The sequence below is a fragment of the Candidatus Pseudothioglobus sp. Uisw_086 genome (assembly GCF_048085745.1).
Taxonomy (GTDB): Bacteria; Pseudomonadota; Gammaproteobacteria; order PS1; family Pseudothioglobaceae; genus Pseudothioglobus.
The window spans coordinates 1,159,475-1,175,936 of the sequence record NZ_CP159803.1 but is presented as its reverse complement, the minus strand read 5'-3'; the positions used below and the strand labels follow the sequence as shown (position 1 = coordinate 1,175,936).

The following is a 16,462-nucleotide window of genomic DNA, read 5'->3' as shown; positions in this document are numbered from 1 at the left end:
CTATCAATCAACCCACTTTCTGGCATTTTCAAACATCCTCATCCATGGCGACCTTTCTTGCCAATCATCAGGGTGCCATGAGTTTTGAATCGTTCTAAAAACTCTTTCAGGGTGGGGCATCATAATTGTTATTCTTCCTGAGTCATCACACATACTTGCAATACCATCTTCTGATCCATTTGGGTTGTGTGGATAGGTTTGGGTTTTTTTGCCTGAGTAATCGACGTATTGCATAGCAATATTATTCTTACTTTGCTGAGAGGTAAATTTTGCCCTTCCTTCTCCATGGGCAATTGCTATTGGCATAATAGAGCCCTCCATTCCATTAAAAAGTATGGAGTTAGTTTGTTCAATTTTAACGCTTGTAAGGCGAGCTTCAAATTGCTCCGAGGTGTTTTTTTCAAATGAAGGCCAATTCTGTGAGCCAGGAATAATTTCTTTTAAATTAGAAACCATTTGGCAACCATTACAAACACCAAGAGTAAAGCTATCAGTTCTGGAAAAATATTCTGAAAATTCATCTTTTACCTTACTATTTAGAAGGATAGAGTTTGCCCAGCCTCTACCTGCACCTAAAACATCACCATATGAAAAACCGCCACATGCTGCTAAACCTTGGAATTGTTTCAATGATTTGTTTCCAGAAAGAATTTCACTCATATGGACATCATAAGCATCAAAGCCAGCTTGTGAAAAAGCAGCAGCCATTTCAACATGGCCATTGATACCTTGCTCCCTTAAAATAGCGATTTTTGGCTTTATTCCAGAGCTTAAATAAGGCGCACTTATCGATTCATTAATATTATAAGTTATTTTAACTTTTAAACCATCAGAAGTATCTAGTAGTTCCTTGTTTTCTGACTCTGAGCATATTGGGTTATCTCGAAGCTTAGAAATTTCAAAAGAGGTTGATGACCACTCTTTGTGAAGATTCATTCTCTTTTCGCGAAATACTAGTTTCTTTTCTTGGTAGATTAAAATTTCATCAGTATTATTTAATTTAGCAATAGGCCTCGTGAATTTTTTAAGCCCAATGTCTTCAAGCTCTTTGAGAACCATAGATTTATTGATAATTGGGATTTGAATAATACAGCCCAACTCTTCATTAAAGAGTTCATTTATACTATTAGTGCCAATGATCTCCATACCACAATGAGATGCAAATGCCATTTCGAATAAAGTTGTAATAACACCCCCATCAGAGCGATCATGATAAGCGCTAATTAACTTTTCTTTATTGAACTTATTTATTAATGAAAAGAACTTGGCAAATAAAATTGGATCATCAAGGTCTGGAGAAGTTTTTCCAACTTGGTTAAAAACTTGCGCTAAACAAGATCCACCCATTCTATTTTTTCCTAGTCCTAGGTCAATTAAAAAAAGCTCTGAATCAACTTTGGTATCAAGCAAGGGTGTTATTTGTAGTCTTGCATCAGGTATTTTTGAGAATGCACTAATTATCAAGGATAGGGGCGCTGTAACTGATTTTTCATCTCCATTTTCATTCCATGCGCTTTTCATTGACATTGAATCTTTGCCAACAGGTATTGTTAATCCTAATTTGGGACAAAGCTCGATACCAATAGCTTTAACAGCCTCATAAAGCTTTGCATCTTCTCCTGGAAATCCACTTGCACACATCCAGTTAGCTGAGAGATTGATATGACTAATGTCTTCAATATAGGCGCTGAGTAGGTTAGTCAATGCTTCTCCAATACTCATTCTTGCTGCTGCCGCTGCATTAATAAGGGACAAAGGCGTTTTTTCACCAATTGACATGGCTTCACCTTGGTGTCCAGAATAGTCTGCTAATGAAATAGCACAATCTGCTACAGGCACTTGCCATGGTCCAATCATTTGATCTCTGGCAATGAGACCAGTAACTGAGCGATCAGCAATAGTTATTAGGAAATTTTTGCTTGCAACTGTAGGAAGTTTTAAAAGGCGATTAATAGCCTCATTAAGCTTTATTGTGTTGTTATTAAATTCCTTCTCATTATTTGGAACTGATGAGACATCTTTAAGAGTTTTTGGAGTTGATCCAAAGAGTAAAGACATTTCAAGGTCAATTGGTTTATTCTTAAAATAAGAGTCTTCAAGAGTTAAATGCTGATTATCGGTTGCATTTCCTAAGACAGCAAAAGGCGCTCTTTCTTTGATACATATTTGACGAAATAAATCGATACTCTCTTCTTTAATCGCAAGAACATATCTTTCTTGAGACTCATTGCACCAAATCTCAAGTGGAGACATTTTTGTTTCGTCATTTGGTATTGATCTTAGTTGAAGATTAGCACCTTTTTGAGAGTCATTGACTAGCTCAGGGATGCCATTTGAAAGTCCACCCGCACCAATGTCATGGATTGAAATAATTGGATTTTTGTTACCTAAATGAATGCAAGAATTAATAACTTCTTGGGCGCGTCTTTGCATCTCAGGGTTTGCTCTTTGAACTGATGCAAAGTCAAGTTCTTGGCTCTGATCCCCACTACCCACACTTGATGCAGCACCACCACCTAATCCAATTAACATAGCAGGACCACCAAGAACTATGAGAACATCTCCATCAGAAATTGAGCCTTTTTCAACATGATCTTCTCTTATATTTCCAAGACCACCAGCGAGCATAATTGGTTTGTGATAGCCTCTAATTTCATTATTTTCAGTTTTTTGCTCATATGTCCTAAAATATCCACAAGTATTTGGCCTGCCAAATTCATTATTAAATGAAGCAGCGCCAAGAGGCCCATCAATCATAATTTCAAGAGCAGATGCAATTTGACTTGGCTTACCGTAATCTTTTTCCCAGGGGTTGATTGAATTTGGTATTTTTAAGTTTGAAACTGAAAATCCACTAAGACCTACTTTTGGTTTTGATCCTCTCCCCGTTGCACCTTCATCCCTAATTTCTCCTCCCGATCCGGTTGCAGCTCCAGGTTCAGGAGCAATTGCCGTAGGGTGGTTGTGAGTTTCTACTTTAATTAACACCGCTTTTTCTGCAATTGATGTTGTATAAACACCTTCATGGTTGGGCTCAAAAAAACTTGATTTATAGCCACTCATAACAGCTGAATTATCACTATAGACTGATAGAAGTCCTTTTGGACTTTTATGATAAGTATTCTTAATCATGTCAAATAGTGAGATTGCTTGTTTTTCTGAATCGATGGTCCAGTCTGCATTAAAAATTTTATGTCTACAATGCTCTGAATTAGCTTGAGCAAACATCATTAACTCAATGTCTCTGGGATTTCTTCTTAGTTTATAAAAGTTATCGTACAAATAATTCATTTCACCATCGCTAAGGGCAAGGCCTAATTCAACATTTGCACTAATGATTGCAGATTTTCCATCTTTAAGGATGTCTATACTTTTGTATGAATTTGGCTTTAATTCGTCAAATAATAAGCTTGAATCATCAATATTTTTAAGATGAGATTCAGTCATCCTATCCATTACAAAGTTAAGAATATCCTCTAATTCTTCAGATTTAATTTTTTGGCTAAAATGATAAATAATTCCTCGTTCAATTCTTTTGATTTCATTAAGACTACAAAGCTGACAAATATCAGTTGCCTTTGAAGACCATGGTGATATGGTTCCAATCCGAGGAATTATTATAATTTTTTGAAGTGAGTTCGAAGCGTCTAACTGAGCAGAATAATTTAATAGTTTATCAAGAATTAATTGACTTTTATTGCTAAGCTTAGAGCCTGTTTCAATAAAATGAATATATTCCGAAGATAATAGTTTTATATGTGGAAAAGCGGAATTTATTTTTTCATTGAGATCCCTGACTTTAAAATTTCGAAGTGCTTGAATTCCCGAATGAAATGAAATCATAGTTCAGACATTAATTCGTCTGAAATTTCAGCGTTATGATAGACCTCCTGGGTGTCATCAAGGTCTTCAAGCCAGTCTATGAGTTTAATAAATTTCTCAGCATCCTCCATATTAAGCTCAATACGGCTTGCTGGTTCCATAGTAATTTGGGAGTGATCAGGAGTTAAGTTACTCGCAATGAGTGCATCTTTAACAGGAAAAAAACTATCTGGACTAGTTACTACGTCAATAGAGCCATCATCATTGACAATAATATCTTCAGCGCCAGATTCTAAAGCAACCTCCATGATTTCATCCTCATCTCCTGAGGCAAAGCTTATAAAACCTTGTTTTGTAAACATGTATGCGACTGACCCATCTGTTCCTAAATTACCTCCATGCTTTGAAAAAGCATGCCTAACATCTGAGACAGTGCGATTTTTATTATCAGTGAGGCAATCGACCATGATGGCGGTTCCTCCTAATCCATAGCCCTCATAACGTATTTCTTCATAATTATCACCCTCTAAATCACCAGAGCCTCTCTTTACCGCATTTTCTATCGTGTCACGCTTCATATTTGCTGCTAGAGACTTATCAATAATAGCGCGCAGAGAAGGATTGTTTTCTAGAACACCACCACCTTTTTTTGCCGCAATAACGATCTCTTTAATGAGCTTAGTGAACACTTTTCCGCGCTTAGCATCCTGCGCTCCTTTCCTGTGCTGAATGTTGTGCCATTTACTATGTCCTGCCATATCTGTTTAATTTCTCCAAAAAATTACTTAGTAAATTCTAGTAAGCGATGAATTGAGTGTTGTGCTTTTTCTATGATTTGAGTACTAATTCTAATTTCATTCTTACCTGTACTTAGAGTATCAAGGCACTTTTCAAGTGTATTCATTGCCATCCAATTGCAATGAGCACACGATTCGCAGTCTGCTCCTTCTCCCATAGTTGGGGCTTCAATAAATTTTTTATTTGGTGCTATTTCCTTCATTTTATGAAAAATACCATTATCAGTAGCAACGATAAACATATTTTCAGGCCTTGAGGCTGCAGCATTAATTAGTTGAGTTGTAGAACCAACAACATCTGCAAGCGCGATAACATCTTTTGGCGATTCAGGATGAACCAGAACTCCAGCCTCTGGATGGAGCTGCATTAACCTTTTGAGGCCTTCAGCTTTAAACTCTTCATGAACAATACATGCCCCATCCCACATGAGCATTTCAATTCCAGTTTTGGACTGCACATAATGTCCTAGGTGTTTGTCTGGAGCCCAAAGAACTTTTTTTCCTTCGCTGTGAAGTTTCTCAACGACTTTAAGTGCACTTCCAGAAGTGACAACCCAGTCAGCTCGTGCTTTAACTTCAGCTGAAGTGTTTGCATAAACAACAACAACATGATTAGGGTTCTGGTCACAAAATTCTGAAAATTCATTAATTGGACAGGATAAGTCAAGAGAACATGTGGCTTGATCGTCTAGAACAAGCACTCTTTTTTCGGGAGATAATATCTTCGCAGTTTCGCCCATAAATTTAACGCCAGCTACGATAATTGTCTCTGCATCACTATTTTGTCCAAATCTAGCCATTTCTAGAGAGTCTGAAACTATGCCGCCCGATTCTTCAGCTAATATTTGTAAGTCTGAGCTGACATAATAATGAGCAACAAGTGTTGCATTATTTTGCTTTAAGGCTTCCTTAATTAAATTTTCTATCGGTCGATCAATTACTATATCTTGCATTTTTAAGACTTAGCTGGAAGGCTAACTTTAATATTTAATTCTTTAAGTTGAGATTTAGAAACACTTGATGGGGCATCAGTTAAAAGACATGCAGCAGTTTGAGTTTTAGGAAAAGCTATCACGTCTCTTATAGAGTCTGTCTTACTAAGAGTCATAACTAATCTGTCTAGACCAAAAGCAATTCCGCCATGAGGAGGGCAGCCATAATCTAGGGCATCGAGTAGAAATCCAAACTTTTCTTTTGCTTCTTCATCTTCTATTCCAAGAAGTTTTAAGACAGTTTTTTGCATCGCACTCTTATGAATTCGAATTGAGCCACCGCCTACTTCAGAGCCGTTAATTACTAAATCATATGCACGTGAAAGTGACTTCTCAGGACTCTCTAAAAGTGTTTTAGTGTCAACACTAGGAGCTGTAAATGGATGATGAATTGCATTGAGTGACCCATCATCTGATACATCAAACATTGGAAAGTCAATCACCCAGATTGGAGCCCACTCTTTATCAAAAAGATTTAAATCTTTTGCAAGCTTTTCTCTAAGGCTTCCAAGGGCTTCATTTACAGTTTTGGATTTATCTGCCCCAAAGAAAATAATGTCACCTTTCTTTGCCTCTGTTAAATCAATAACTTGTTGAGTTACATCAGCACCAAGAAATTTAATAATTGGCGAGGAAGGTCCATCATCATTTATTTTTATGTAAGCTAATCCTTTTGCACCATAAATGCTGACAAATTTTGTATAGTCGTCAATTTGCTTACGACTAATTGTTGCCCCTCCTGGAACTTTGAGGGCTGCTACCCTTCCTTTATTACTATTAGCTGGACCAGAAAAAACTTTAAATTCAACATCTTTCATGATTTCATTAACATCAACTAATTTTAGAGGGATCCTTAAGTCAGGTCTATCAACACCATAAAGACTAATAGCATCGTCATAAGTAATAGTTGGAAATTTTTTAGGCAAATCAATACTCCCTACTTCTTTAAATAGGCCTCTTACCATTTCTTCCATTAGTGATGTTATTTCCTTTTCATTCATAAAAGAAGTTTCAACATCCAGCTGCGTAAATTCTGGCTGACGGTCAGCTCTTAAGTCTTCATCTCTGAAGCATTTAACTATTTGATAGTACCTTTCAAAGCCTGACATCATTAGAAGCTGTTTAAAGAGCTGAGGGGATTGAGGTAATGCAAAAAAACTACCTTCATGAGTTCTTGATGGTACAAGATAATCCCTAGCACCTTCTGGAGTTGCTTTTGTTAAAAAAGGAGTTTCAATGTCTAAGAAATCATTCTTATCCATAAAGTCGCGCATGAAATGTGTGACCTTAGATCTTAGCCTCAACCTTTGCTGCATTTCATCTCTTCGAAGATCCAGATAGCGATATTTAAGTCTAACTTCTTCAGAGGTTTCCATCGAGTCGAGCTGAAATGGAATAGGCTTAGATGCATTTAAAATTTCAATTTTATCTGCAAGCACCTCAATTTCACCAGTTGGAATCTTTTTATTGATCATTTCACTAACTCTTGCAAGAACCTTACCAGTAACTTTAATAACAAATTCATTGCGAATTGTTTCGGCTAACCTAAATGTATCTGCAGTTTCAGGATTGATTACTATTTGTGCAAGCCCCTTCTTATCTCTTAAGTCTAAAAAAATAACACCACCATGATCACGCCTTCTATTGACCCAGCCGCAGAGAATAACCTCTTCATTAAGATTAGTTTTATTTAGTTCACCGCAGAAATTTGATCTCATTTATTTTCCTTAATTTTTAAAGTTTCTGGGGTTACTACACCAGCAGATATAACTAGTTTAAAAGCCTCTTCAACAGACATTTTTAATTCTATTACGTCTTTTTTTGGGATTATTACAAAAAATCCTGAAGTTGGATTAGGGGTTGTGGGCACAAATAGATTAATTACATCTTCTCCAATAATCTCCTCAATCTCTCCTTTATAATCTCCAGATTGAAATGCAACTACCCAAATACCCTTACTGGGATATTGGATTAAAAAAGCCTTTCTAAAGCTTTCACTTGATGTGTTTAGTACTGTTGAAGATATTTTTTTAAGCGCATTATAAATATTCCTAAAGCCTGGAATTTTGTTAAGAGCCCTTTCCCATAAGTCTAAAAGTTTCCGCCCTAAAATATTTGTGAGCAAGGCTCCAGTTATAAGGAGAATTAGGACAACAAAAACGAAGCCTGAGCCAGGAATAGAGGTATTTAAGTTAAGTAGAGCTTCTGGTAAGAATCTTGCAGGTACGAGATTGTTAACAACTTCTAAAAAGAATTTGATAACTAAAACAGTTAATGCTAGCGGTATCCAAAATAAAAGTCCGGATATTAGATAGTTTGTTAAGCGCTTCACAGGCCCAATAAGTAAGTCTAAAAAAAGGATATTTTAACACAAGCTTAATTAGCAGTTTGTGCCTAGAAGTCTTAATCTAGTTAAGTTATTAATTTTTTTCTTCTTCTCGAAGCGTTAAAATCTCATGCCCATTTTCAGTAACTAATATTGTATGCTCCCATTGGGCGGAGAGAGAGTGATCTTTGGTTGTCACTGTCCAGCCATCAAGTCTTGATGTAATAACCTCATAACCTCCCAGATTAATCATAGGTTCAATAGTAAAGGTCATCCCAGGTTCCAATATAGGACTTCGATCAATTTTCCCATCATTATAGTGAATAACCTGAGGAAGCTCATGAAATACCTCACCAATACCATGGCCGCAGTAATCCTTAACAACAGAGCAGTTCTTGCTGAGTGCATAGGCCCCAATAACCCTTCCAATTTCGCCTAAATGAATTCCAGGCTTAACTTGTTCAATTCCAAGCATCATGCAATCTTGAGCTACTTGGCAAATTTTTCTTGCTTTTATGCTAGGCTTGCCAACAATAAACATTTTAGATGTGTCACCATGAAATCCATCCCTAATGACTGTAACATCTATATTAATTATGTCGCCTTTTTTTAGCTTCTTATTGCCCGGTATTCCGTGGCAAACAACACTATTAACAGAAGTACAAATAGATTTAGGAAAGCCATTATAGTTAAGTGGGGCTGGGATACAGTCTAGGTCATTGACTATGAAGTTATGACAAATTTGATCAAGCTCTTCAGTAGTTACGCCAGCCTTTACATGATCACCAATCATCTCTAATACACTAGACGCAAGCTTCCCAGCAATGCGCATTTTATTAATTTGTTCAGGGCTTTTTATAGATATCGACATTTAAACCTTATTAAGATGTATTAGCTCTTTTTTCTAACGCTTTTATTCTATCTTCTATAGGCGGGTGAGAAGACCAAAGCTCGCGCCATCCAGTTTTAGGTTTTTCACCAATACCAAAAGCAGCAAGCTGCTCAGGAAGTGCTTCAGGTTCTTTTTGACCAAGACGCCTCAAGGCATTTATCATATTTTGATGACCCGCAAGATCAGCACCTCCTGTATCAGCAACATACTCTCTTTTTCTAGAAAAATACATAACAATTACACTCGCTAAAATAGAGAGTACTATTTGCGCAAAAATTGTAGTAACAAAATAACCGATACCGTGGCCGCGTTGGTTTTTTAGAATAACTCTGTCTACAACATGACCAATAACCCTTGAAAAGAAAATAACAAACGTATTGACTACCCCTTGGATTAGAGTAAGGGTAACCATATCGCCGTTAGCAACATGACTCATTTCATGACCAACAACAGCCTCAATTTCGCCTTGACTCATACTGTCTAGTAGTCCTTGAGATACTGCAACTAGGGCTTTATTTTTACTTGCACCCGTTGCAAATGCATTCATTTGAGGAGAAGGGAAGATGGCAACTTCTGGCATCTTAATGCCGACAATTTTAGATTGTTTTTTTACAGTTTCTATAAGCCACTTTTCAACATTATTAGAAGGATTTTCAATAACTTTTGCACCAGTCATTCTTTTGGCCATCCACTTGGAAATTGCCAATGAAATAAAAGCACCTCCAAATCCAAAAATTCCAGAAAAAATAACTAAAGCATTTAAATTAAGATCACTTCCATTTTGAGCTAGAAGGCTTTCTACGCCTAGAATTCTGAGAGTAACACTTAAGATTACCATGATGGCAATATTCGTTAACAGAAAGAGAAATATTCTTTGCATTATTAATTCCTTAGTTAATTATTTAAGACTCTTATTATAGAAAGATTTGATTAGTTTTATTGTAGTTTATAAAACTTGTTAAAATAAAAATCTACAATTACATTGAACAATTAATTTAAAGTACTTTATAATAAAATTAAATTAATTTAGGAGTTCGAAAATGAAGTTAAAATTTTTATTTATTGCTATTATTGCAATGCTAATTAGTGGTTGTATGGATACTATTATGGCTGTTCCAGCTGCTGCGGTGGATGTATCGACAAATGTTGTAAGCTCTGTTTGGGATGCGATAACTTTTTGGGATTAGTTTTTTAAATTTAGTTCCAGAATAATTTTTTACTAAATTAAAATTTCCTGCAAAAGTTTTTTGTATTTTGTGGGTTTTTTATGTGACTCAAAATAACTTAGTAATTTTCAGGTAATTTAATTGCTGTGGTTTTATTGTTAGCACGAACTGAATAAGCAAATTCATATCCATTTTCCCGTAAGTTTTTTGCCGTCCACTCATTACCCTTAAAGCCTGGTAAAGTTAGAATAATAATTTGAATTAATAGCCATAGCCAGTGAAGGTCTGAAGCAGTTGAAAAATTTAAAAAACCTAATTCACCATAAATTTCATAATCTACTCCAGCTAAAAATAAGATTATTAGGATATATGAAAAAAATACCTTCCATAACCCTCTAGATATAAACCAGACTAGGTTAAGTGGAATTGCTAACCAAGCAAAGCCAGATTTAACAGCTTTAATTTCCTTTGTTTTATGTTTATATACTTGGTAAGAATTCATTTCTAAATATTATTACTAAATTTTAAAATAGTATACCAAGAAGATTAACAATTTTATGCTTCAAAAGCAATGTTGTTAAAAAGGTAAATTTGAGTTTTGGTTTTTAGTCTTTATTTATTGTCTTAAAAAATGAATCTTAAAGAGTCTAGAATATAATAATATTATCATTTAAGTGGCTTATTTACTTTAAGTATTTAATAAAGTAAATAACGTAATAAATCACATTTAATTTAATATTACTTATCTTTAAAAAAAAGTTGACTAGTTTTTTTGTACCACATTAAAGAGTTTTTGATATCACCTTGCTTCATATAAAAAGATCCTAGTACAAAGGATGATTCAATGGTACCTTGTTCAGAGGCTTTAGTATGCCAAAAAATGAATTTTTCAACATCTTTTTTTAGCTCCCAAGAAGAATTTTCTGAGGGTGGAATTCCATCTCGATATAATTGAGCAAGCCTATATTGAGCTTTATTATCACCCCTTATTGCTAAATCTAAAAACTCTTCATAAGCTGTTTTATAATCCCCTTTTGTTAGTGAATCATAGCCCACTTTATAATCTGCATTAATTGAGCTAATAAAACTAGAGGAAAGCAATAAAATTATGAGTAATTTTTTCATAACTTCATTTTAATTTATTCTTCATCTAAATACTATCCATAACGCTATTAATTATGAATATGTTGTAATTCTTTATCACTTTCAATACTGTTTAAAAATTGTATTTATAGCTTTGGGTCTCGATCTTGGTTATTTAGTTTAAGTGAGTTTGTGGCTGCTGCTTCTCGATGGCTTATATATATTGTTGACATAAATATTATTAAGCCTCCAATCCAAGTCCAAGTGCCAGGAATTTCAGAAAAGATAATCCATCCAAGTAAAGCCATAATTGGTAGTTTTATAAATTCTATAGGTTGTAAGCTTGTAATCTCAGCCATAGAGCATGATTTAGTCCATAAAAAGTGTGCAAGAGTACCTACAATTGCAATTCCCCATAGGTACAACCAAGTTTCAAAACCTGGCCACTCCCAAACTGTTAATGCAGGAATAAAAGTAATTGGAATAAGTATTATTACCATCCAAGTAATAATCGACTGAGACGAATCAGTGAAGGTAAGTTTTTTGACGATCAAAGCATTAAGTGAATGGGCTAAAGCTGCAATAATTGCAAGCATTACTCCAAATGAAAAACTATTAACGCCTGGTTGAACAATTATGAGCATTCCAATAATGCCTAAGATAATTGCGGCAATTCTTCGTGCCTTAATGATTTCACCTAAAAAAATAGTGGCTCCAATTGTAATAAATATTGGCTTTGAGAAGCTAATTGCAGTAGCTTGTGCAAGTGGTATCAAAGTTAAGCAGGTAAAGCCTGCAAGCATTCCAATAGCGCCAAAAAAACCTCTCATAAAAAACAACTTAGTATTATTCATTTTTATTGCAGCTAGGCCAGTAGATTTTAATATTGGTATCATAACAATTAAGGCTAGTAGATTCCGAAAAAAAACAACTTCGAGAATGTGTAAGTTTTCTTCAGCTTTTCTAATAAAAATAACCATGACTGAAAATAAAACTATAGACAATACATTTAAAATTGTCGCTCTAGTTTGGGGTGCTTGCTCCCTAAAATATTGAATTATCCAGAGGTTATAAAATATTCTTTTTAACAATTTAGGTTTATTAAATTCAAGTATTTTGATCAAGTTCAATATGTGAAGAAAAAGCTATACAATCTAGATTAACTGGAACAGATATAGAAGTCTTATAAATGTTTAAATTTTCTTATTCATTTTTTATTGAAGATTTAAACCTTAAATAATGAGGTAAAAAAACCTTTCGACGCTATCTTAAGATATTAATGATTATAACTATCTTAAAAAAATAAGCTAAGTTTATTTGTAGTGTTTTTAAACTAGCTATACGAGGAAACTGAATTAGATATGAATTACACGAAATTTAAGACATGGGGGCCTATTGAACTCGGCTAATTATTCACTAAGCTCCGCTGCCAGTTCTGCTTCAAACGCCGTGATTTCGTCTAATATTGCCTGCTCTTCTGCCTTTTCCTCTTCACTGACAGGTGTAGGAGCTTTGTAGTCAATTGTTGCATACTTTTTAGCAACGTTAGGGAGTAATAACTCAAAAGCAAAATCACCTTGATTTAGTAAAACCATACCGTCAGTCTTAAGTGACATAGAGCTCGATAAATATAAATCGATATCTCCATCTTTATCTAGGTCTCTAAATCGAATATCCTCAATAAAATCATTCCATTCATTTCCTTCGTGGGTTGGTATGAAGTCATCTGGCGCCTCAACTAAAGGAAATATTCCGTGGTCTTTAAACTTCTTGTTACCTAAGTTTTCTATGACTTGTATTGCTGTGCCTACATATAAAACACCAGCTCTGCTGTATACAATATCTAGGTCACCATCATTATCCAGATCAGCCGCTGAAACTTCAGGCACTGAGCCCCATTTCTTTTTATGTTGAGGTAAGCGGGTATTGTTGTGCTTGTTAAAATTACCCCTACCATCATTCCAAACAATACCAGTGAAGTCTATATTCTTCTCAAATTCATGTGCTCCCAGTAATACGTCTAAATCACCATCATCATCGATATCAGCAAGCTCTAGGGCAAAAGAAAAAATACCTCCGCACTTACGTTTATTTAGGTAACCTGTTCCATCATTTATTAAACACCATAAAGCTGTTCCTGTTTTCCAGTTAGTTTCAGTGATAACAACATCCATATCGCCATCATTATCAATATCACCCGTTGCGGCGCCGTGGTCAAATACTTCAAAATTAGAATGACTTAAGTGTGTTTTTGATGATTCTAGCCAAGTACCATTGGATTGGCTTAAAAAATAGCTATCCCTAAAACCATTATGGGTTCCAACTGCAGTATCAGCGATATAAAAATCAAGAATACTATCATTATTATAATCAGCAACAAGAAGCTGTCTTCCTAGTGACATCCCACTATCTTCACGTTTATCAATTAGTAAATGAGGTGCATAAGTAAGTTTGCCTTTTGCATCACCCAAAAATAATGATGGTAATGGTTTATTTCCTTTACAAGCTCCACCACCACAAGCTCCACCAGTATCCTCTCCAATTAAATTAACATTATTTGGATTCATAGTGCCTATATAAAGTACATCACTGAAACCATCCTTATTAAAGTCTATCATCTGCCACATCCTTCCAAACCAATATAATTTACCCGTTGGATATGGCTTTTGTGGTGGTTTGAAAAAGTCAATATTGGGGTCATTCACAATATCAATACCAGCTAGTGCTTTTGAATTTGTAGCAGATGAAGATGATTGTTCATTAACATTTTCACAGTTGTATACAAAATAAGTACCATCCGCAGAAACACTCTTTATTGGTTCACTGCCATCAGGACAAGAGCCTGCCAAACTTTGGGCTGAAAAGAAGGATAGAATTAAAAGTAAGAATAGTCTCTTCATAAAACTACTATACCTTAATAGGATGAACCCAAAAGGGCACACAAAAGAACTTTTTAACTTTTTTATAGATGAGTATTAAGCTGAAACCCTAATAGAAAGTGGGGCGAGAAACGGGGCTCGAACCCGCGACAACCGGAATCACAATCCGGGGCTCTACCAACTGAGCTATTCCCGCCATAATTTTCTAAGTGGTGCGCCCAATACGATTCGAACGTATGACCTACGGCTTAGAAGGCCGTTGCTCTATCCAGCTGAGCTATGGGCGCGATAACTTTACTTTTAAAGCTTAGGCTGCACTTTCATTATAAATTTTGGTCAAAGTGTAAGGCTTTAGAGTTCCTTACGCTTCTCTTAATTTCAGGTTTTGCAAAAGTACTATTTCAGTAGATTATATAAAACCACATAAATTAAGCTGGTTATTATAGATAGTTTAAAAGTATTTTTAGCTTTTTTTTATAAGTGGTTAATGGAAATCAAGTAATGAAATGAATAAAGATTTTCATTCTGCAATTCCTATCAATTAATATAGTTTGAGAAGTCTAAGTTTATTTATTTCACTACACGAACTTCTGTAATCTAAAATTTTGGGAATTATCTTGGCTTTATCAACCATTAACTCTTCTTTTCTTGATGTATCTTTTAAGAAAGTAAATTTCTCAACAATACTGCCCATATACAATACAATAATAGATACTTGGTTCTGGTCTACAGAAAAGGCAGCAACCTTCCCATCATTGAATACAAAAGTAAAGCTAGATTGGATATTTTCACTTGTTGAAATAGGCTGTCCTTCGTCATCTAGGAATACCACATCGAGGCTCCCTTTATAATCTTGAGTTAGCCTATAAAAGCCACCAGTAAAGCCATTTGAGTCCCAACCATTCTCTGACTTAGGCACAAGTCCTGAAAAAGGATAGTAAGAATATCCTTGAATATTTTCACATTTAACGATAATGTTAGAAAGAGCTATGTTAGGAAGTAATAATACGAAAATTAATAGAATTTTTTTCATGTTAGGACGATATATATAATATTATTTAAAAATATATAAATTAATATTATAAATGTGATTGCTTTTGAATGGACATTTGTTGGTCGGAGTGAGAGGATTCGAACCTCTGACCACCTGGTCCCAAACCAGATACGCTACCAGACTGCGCCACACTCCGAAGGTGTGTAATTATACTGTGATAGAGGTCTTAGTCAATGCCTAATTTATACCGTAACTAATCTATTTTATTATTACTATTTATTAGCTATTTAAAGAAGTTATTATGGAGATCAATTTCTTTATTATTTGCATATATTACTTTGATATTGCCTTTATTGGCAATATTTTTTTTGACTAGTATTGGGTCACTTATCTGAGATTCAGTATTTGAACTTTCTTGAAATAATATTGATTGCCCTCCAGTCATTGCAAGATAAATCTCAGCAAGAATTTGAGCGTCTGAAAGTGCACCATGATGTTTAATTTTATTTTTTAGTTCGTTAACTGTAAACCGAGCTTCAGTATTAATATTGAAGTGCCTACTCAAAGCGTCCATACCATGCATTCTTCCAGGGCGTTTCTTTTTAGATATTTCTAATGTATCAATAATTGGACATAAATTTTCAATTTTTTTATCAACACCCATTATTTGAAGTTCGTTATTAATAAAACCTAAATCAAAAGGCGCGTTGTGAATGACTAAAGTTGCTCCTTCAATAAAAGTTAAAAAATCATCAGAAATTTGTTCAAATTGTGGCTTATTTATTAAAGACTTATCTGAAATTCCATGAATATTAACAGAATCACCAACAGTTCTGTTGGGTTGAATGTATTTATGAAATTCTGTCCCTGTTATTTCTCTATTTAATATTTCGACGGCTCCAACTTCGATTATTCGATGACCTTCTTTTGGAAGAATTCCAGTTGTCTCAGTATCAAGTGCAATAAGTCTTTCCATGTTAGGCATATTAAAGTAAAATTACTTTATTTTATCAGCTGATCAAAATAGGTTAACTAAGATTATGGCAAGAGTAACAGTAGAGGAATGTTTAGATAAGGTAGAGAATAGGTTTGAATTAGTTTTAGTTGCTGCAAAGCGCGCGCATCAGTTAAATTCTGGTGGGTTCAGATCAACTTTAGATGTTGGCAAAGATAAGCCTACAGTAGTCGCCTTAAGAGAAATTGAGCTTGGTTTAATCGATGCCTCTATTTTGACAGAAGAGTACGCGATGGAAGAAGAGCTTAATGCTCATGATAGACTTACTCAAGAATCCAAGGCAAGCGAAGTTGCAGCAGAGCTTTCAGATGTAAAGTTGGATTTAGAGGCAGAATCTGATGACCTAGCAGTTAAAGAAGCTGATGAGTAAATAAGACTTCTGAGAGTTAATAAAAAATGACGCATTGCGTCATTTTTTTTTGCCCAATTCAATATATTTATCTATTTTTATAATCATTGACTTTGGTAACATGGTTTTTTACAAATTGAACATTGG

15 protein-coding genes and 3 tRNA genes are annotated in these 16,462 nt (G+C 34.9%); 2 read left to right on the top strand and 16 right to left on the bottom strand.

Annotated elements, in window-relative coordinates; all coding sequences use genetic code 11:
* Positions 1-3: 3 nt before the first annotated feature.
* The 7 genes from purL to htpX all read right to left on the bottom strand — a co-directional run bounded on the left by purL (position 4) and on the right by htpX (position 9,712).
* Complete coding sequence (purL, locus tag ABXT49_RS05900) at positions 4-3,843, bottom strand: phosphoribosylformylglycinamidine synthase (RefSeq protein WP_416651174.1); 3,840 nt, start codon at positions 3,841-3,843, stop codon at positions 4-6.
* Positions 3,840-4,580 carry a YebC/PmpR family DNA-binding transcriptional regulator gene (locus ABXT49_RS05895; protein ID WP_271540958.1) on the bottom strand — a complete coding sequence of 247 codons (741 nt, stop codon included), beginning with the start codon at positions 4,578-4,580 and terminating at the stop codon, positions 3,840-3,842. The genes purL and ABXT49_RS05895 overlap by 4 nt, the downstream gene beginning before the upstream one ends.
* A gap of 23 nt (positions 4,581-4,603) precedes the next feature.
* Positions 4,604-5,572 carry a quinolinate synthase NadA gene (gene nadA / locus ABXT49_RS05890; protein ID WP_416651172.1) on the bottom strand — a complete coding sequence of 323 codons (969 nt, stop codon included), beginning with the start codon at positions 5,570-5,572 and terminating at the stop codon, positions 4,604-4,606.
* Between the two features lie 2 nt (positions 5,573-5,574).
* Positions 5,575-7,329, bottom strand: coding sequence for an aspartate--tRNA ligase (gene aspS, locus ABXT49_RS05885; RefSeq protein WP_416651170.1), 1,755 nt, complete (start codon positions 7,327-7,329; stop codon positions 5,575-5,577).
* Positions 7,326-7,943, bottom strand: coding sequence for a DUF502 domain-containing protein (locus tag ABXT49_RS05880; RefSeq protein WP_416651168.1), 618 nt, complete (start codon positions 7,941-7,943; stop codon positions 7,326-7,328). Before ABXT49_RS05880 ends, aspS begins: the two co-directional genes overlap by 4 nt.
* Positions 7,944-8,031: 88 nt before the next feature.
* Positions 8,032-8,808, bottom strand: coding sequence for a type I methionyl aminopeptidase (map, locus tag ABXT49_RS05875; protein ID WP_416651166.1), 777 nt, complete (start codon positions 8,806-8,808; stop codon positions 8,032-8,034).
* Between the two features lie 10 nt (positions 8,809-8,818).
* Positions 8,819-9,712 carry a protease HtpX gene (htpX, locus tag ABXT49_RS05870; RefSeq protein ID WP_416653540.1) on the bottom strand — a complete coding sequence of 298 codons (894 nt, stop codon included), beginning with the start codon at positions 9,710-9,712 and terminating at the stop codon, positions 8,819-8,821.
* 157 nt (positions 9,713-9,869) lie between these two features.
* Between htpX and ABXT49_RS05865 the strand changes: the two genes are divergently transcribed.
* The gene (locus ABXT49_RS05865; RefSeq protein WP_416651164.1) at positions 9,870-10,016 is read left to right on the top strand and encodes a hypothetical protein; all 147 of its coding nucleotides are present in this window, start codon (positions 9,870-9,872) and stop codon (positions 10,014-10,016) included.
* 97 nt (positions 10,017-10,113) lie between these two features.
* Here ABXT49_RS05865 and ABXT49_RS05860 read toward each other — a convergent pair whose 3' ends face one another.
* The 9 genes from ABXT49_RS05860 to dnaQ form a co-directional block, all read right to left on the bottom strand.
* A complete protein-coding gene (locus tag ABXT49_RS05860; RefSeq protein ID WP_416651162.1) occupies positions 10,114-10,497 on the bottom strand; it encodes a DUF2628 domain-containing protein in 384 nt (127 codons plus the stop codon).
* 236 nt (positions 10,498-10,733) lie between these two features.
* A complete protein-coding gene (locus ABXT49_RS05855; RefSeq protein WP_416651160.1) occupies positions 10,734-11,120 on the bottom strand; it encodes a tetratricopeptide repeat protein in 387 nt (128 codons plus the stop codon).
* A gap of 104 nt (positions 11,121-11,224) precedes the next feature.
* Positions 11,225-12,169: a DMT family transporter gene (locus ABXT49_RS05850; protein WP_416651158.1), complete on the bottom strand. Its 945-nt coding sequence runs from the start codon at positions 12,167-12,169 to the stop codon at positions 11,225-11,227.
* Between the two features lie 318 nt (positions 12,170-12,487).
* Positions 12,488-13,978, bottom strand: coding sequence for an FG-GAP repeat domain-containing protein (locus ABXT49_RS05845; protein WP_416651156.1), 1,491 nt, complete (start codon positions 13,976-13,978; stop codon positions 12,488-12,490).
* 99 nt (positions 13,979-14,077) lie between these two features.
* A tRNA-His gene (locus ABXT49_RS05840) sits at positions 14,078-14,153 on the bottom strand.
* 14 nt (positions 14,154-14,167) lie between these two features.
* Positions 14,168-14,244 (bottom strand) — tRNA-Arg (locus ABXT49_RS05835).
* Positions 14,245-14,498: 254 nt separating this feature from the next.
* Complete coding sequence (locus tag ABXT49_RS05830; protein ID WP_416651154.1) at positions 14,499-14,990, bottom strand: hypothetical protein; 492 nt, start codon at positions 14,988-14,990, stop codon at positions 14,499-14,501.
* 80 nt (positions 14,991-15,070) lie between these two features.
* A tRNA-Pro gene (locus ABXT49_RS05825) sits at positions 15,071-15,147 on the bottom strand.
* An 87-nt stretch (positions 15,148-15,234) separates the two neighbouring features.
* Positions 15,235-15,927 (bottom strand): DNA polymerase III subunit epsilon, encoded by a 693-nt coding sequence (gene dnaQ / locus ABXT49_RS05820; RefSeq protein WP_416651152.1) that lies wholly within the window; start codon positions 15,925-15,927, stop codon positions 15,235-15,237.
* Between the two features lie 64 nt (positions 15,928-15,991).
* Here dnaQ and rpoZ point away from each other — a divergent pair, with 64 nt between their 5' ends.
* Complete coding sequence (rpoZ, locus tag ABXT49_RS05815; RefSeq protein ID WP_416651150.1) at positions 15,992-16,336, top strand: DNA-directed RNA polymerase subunit omega; 345 nt, start codon at positions 15,992-15,994, stop codon at positions 16,334-16,336.
* Positions 16,337-16,462 lie beyond the last annotated feature (126 nt).

What these genes read in the sequence shown, in the direction of transcription:
- purL (WP_416651174.1), bottom strand. Translation starts at nt 3,843, where the DNA reads ATGATTTCATTTCATTCGGGAATTCAAGCACTTCGAAATTTTAAAGTC.
- ABXT49_RS05895 (WP_271540958.1), bottom strand. Translation starts at nt 4,580, where the DNA reads ATGGCAGGACATAGTAAATGGCACAACATTCAGCACAGGAAAGGAGCG.
- nadA (WP_416651172.1), bottom strand. Translation starts at nt 5,572, where the DNA reads ATGCAAGATATAGTAATTGATCGACCGATAGAAAATTTAATTAAGGAA.
- aspS (WP_416651170.1), bottom strand. Translation starts at nt 7,329, where the DNA reads ATGAGATCAAATTTCTGCGGTGAACTAAATAAAACTAATCTTAATGAA.
- map (WP_416651166.1), bottom strand. Translation starts at nt 8,808, where the DNA reads ATGTCGATATCTATAAAAAGCCCTGAACAAATTAATAAAATGCGCATT.
- ABXT49_RS05865 (WP_416651164.1), top strand. Translation starts at nt 9,870, where the DNA reads ATGAAGTTAAAATTTTTATTTATTGCTATTATTGCAATGCTAATTAGT.
- ABXT49_RS05860 (WP_416651162.1), bottom strand. Translation starts at nt 10,497, where the DNA reads ATGAATTCTTACCAAGTATATAAACATAAAACAAAGGAAATTAAAGCT.
- ABXT49_RS05855 (WP_416651160.1), bottom strand. Translation starts at nt 11,120, where the DNA reads ATGAAAAAATTACTCATAATTTTATTGCTTTCCTCTAGTTTTATTAGC.
- ABXT49_RS05845 (WP_416651156.1), bottom strand. Translation starts at nt 13,978, where the DNA reads ATGAAGAGACTATTCTTACTTTTAATTCTATCCTTCTTTTCAGCCCAA.
- ABXT49_RS05830 (WP_416651154.1), bottom strand. Translation starts at nt 14,990, where the DNA reads ATGAAAAAAATTCTATTAATTTTCGTATTATTACTTCCTAACATAGCT.
- dnaQ (WP_416651152.1), bottom strand. Translation starts at nt 15,927, where the DNA reads ATGGAAAGACTTATTGCACTTGATACTGAGACAACTGGAATTCTTCCA.
- rpoZ (WP_416651150.1), top strand. Translation starts at nt 15,992, where the DNA reads ATGGCAAGAGTAACAGTAGAGGAATGTTTAGATAAGGTAGAGAATAGG.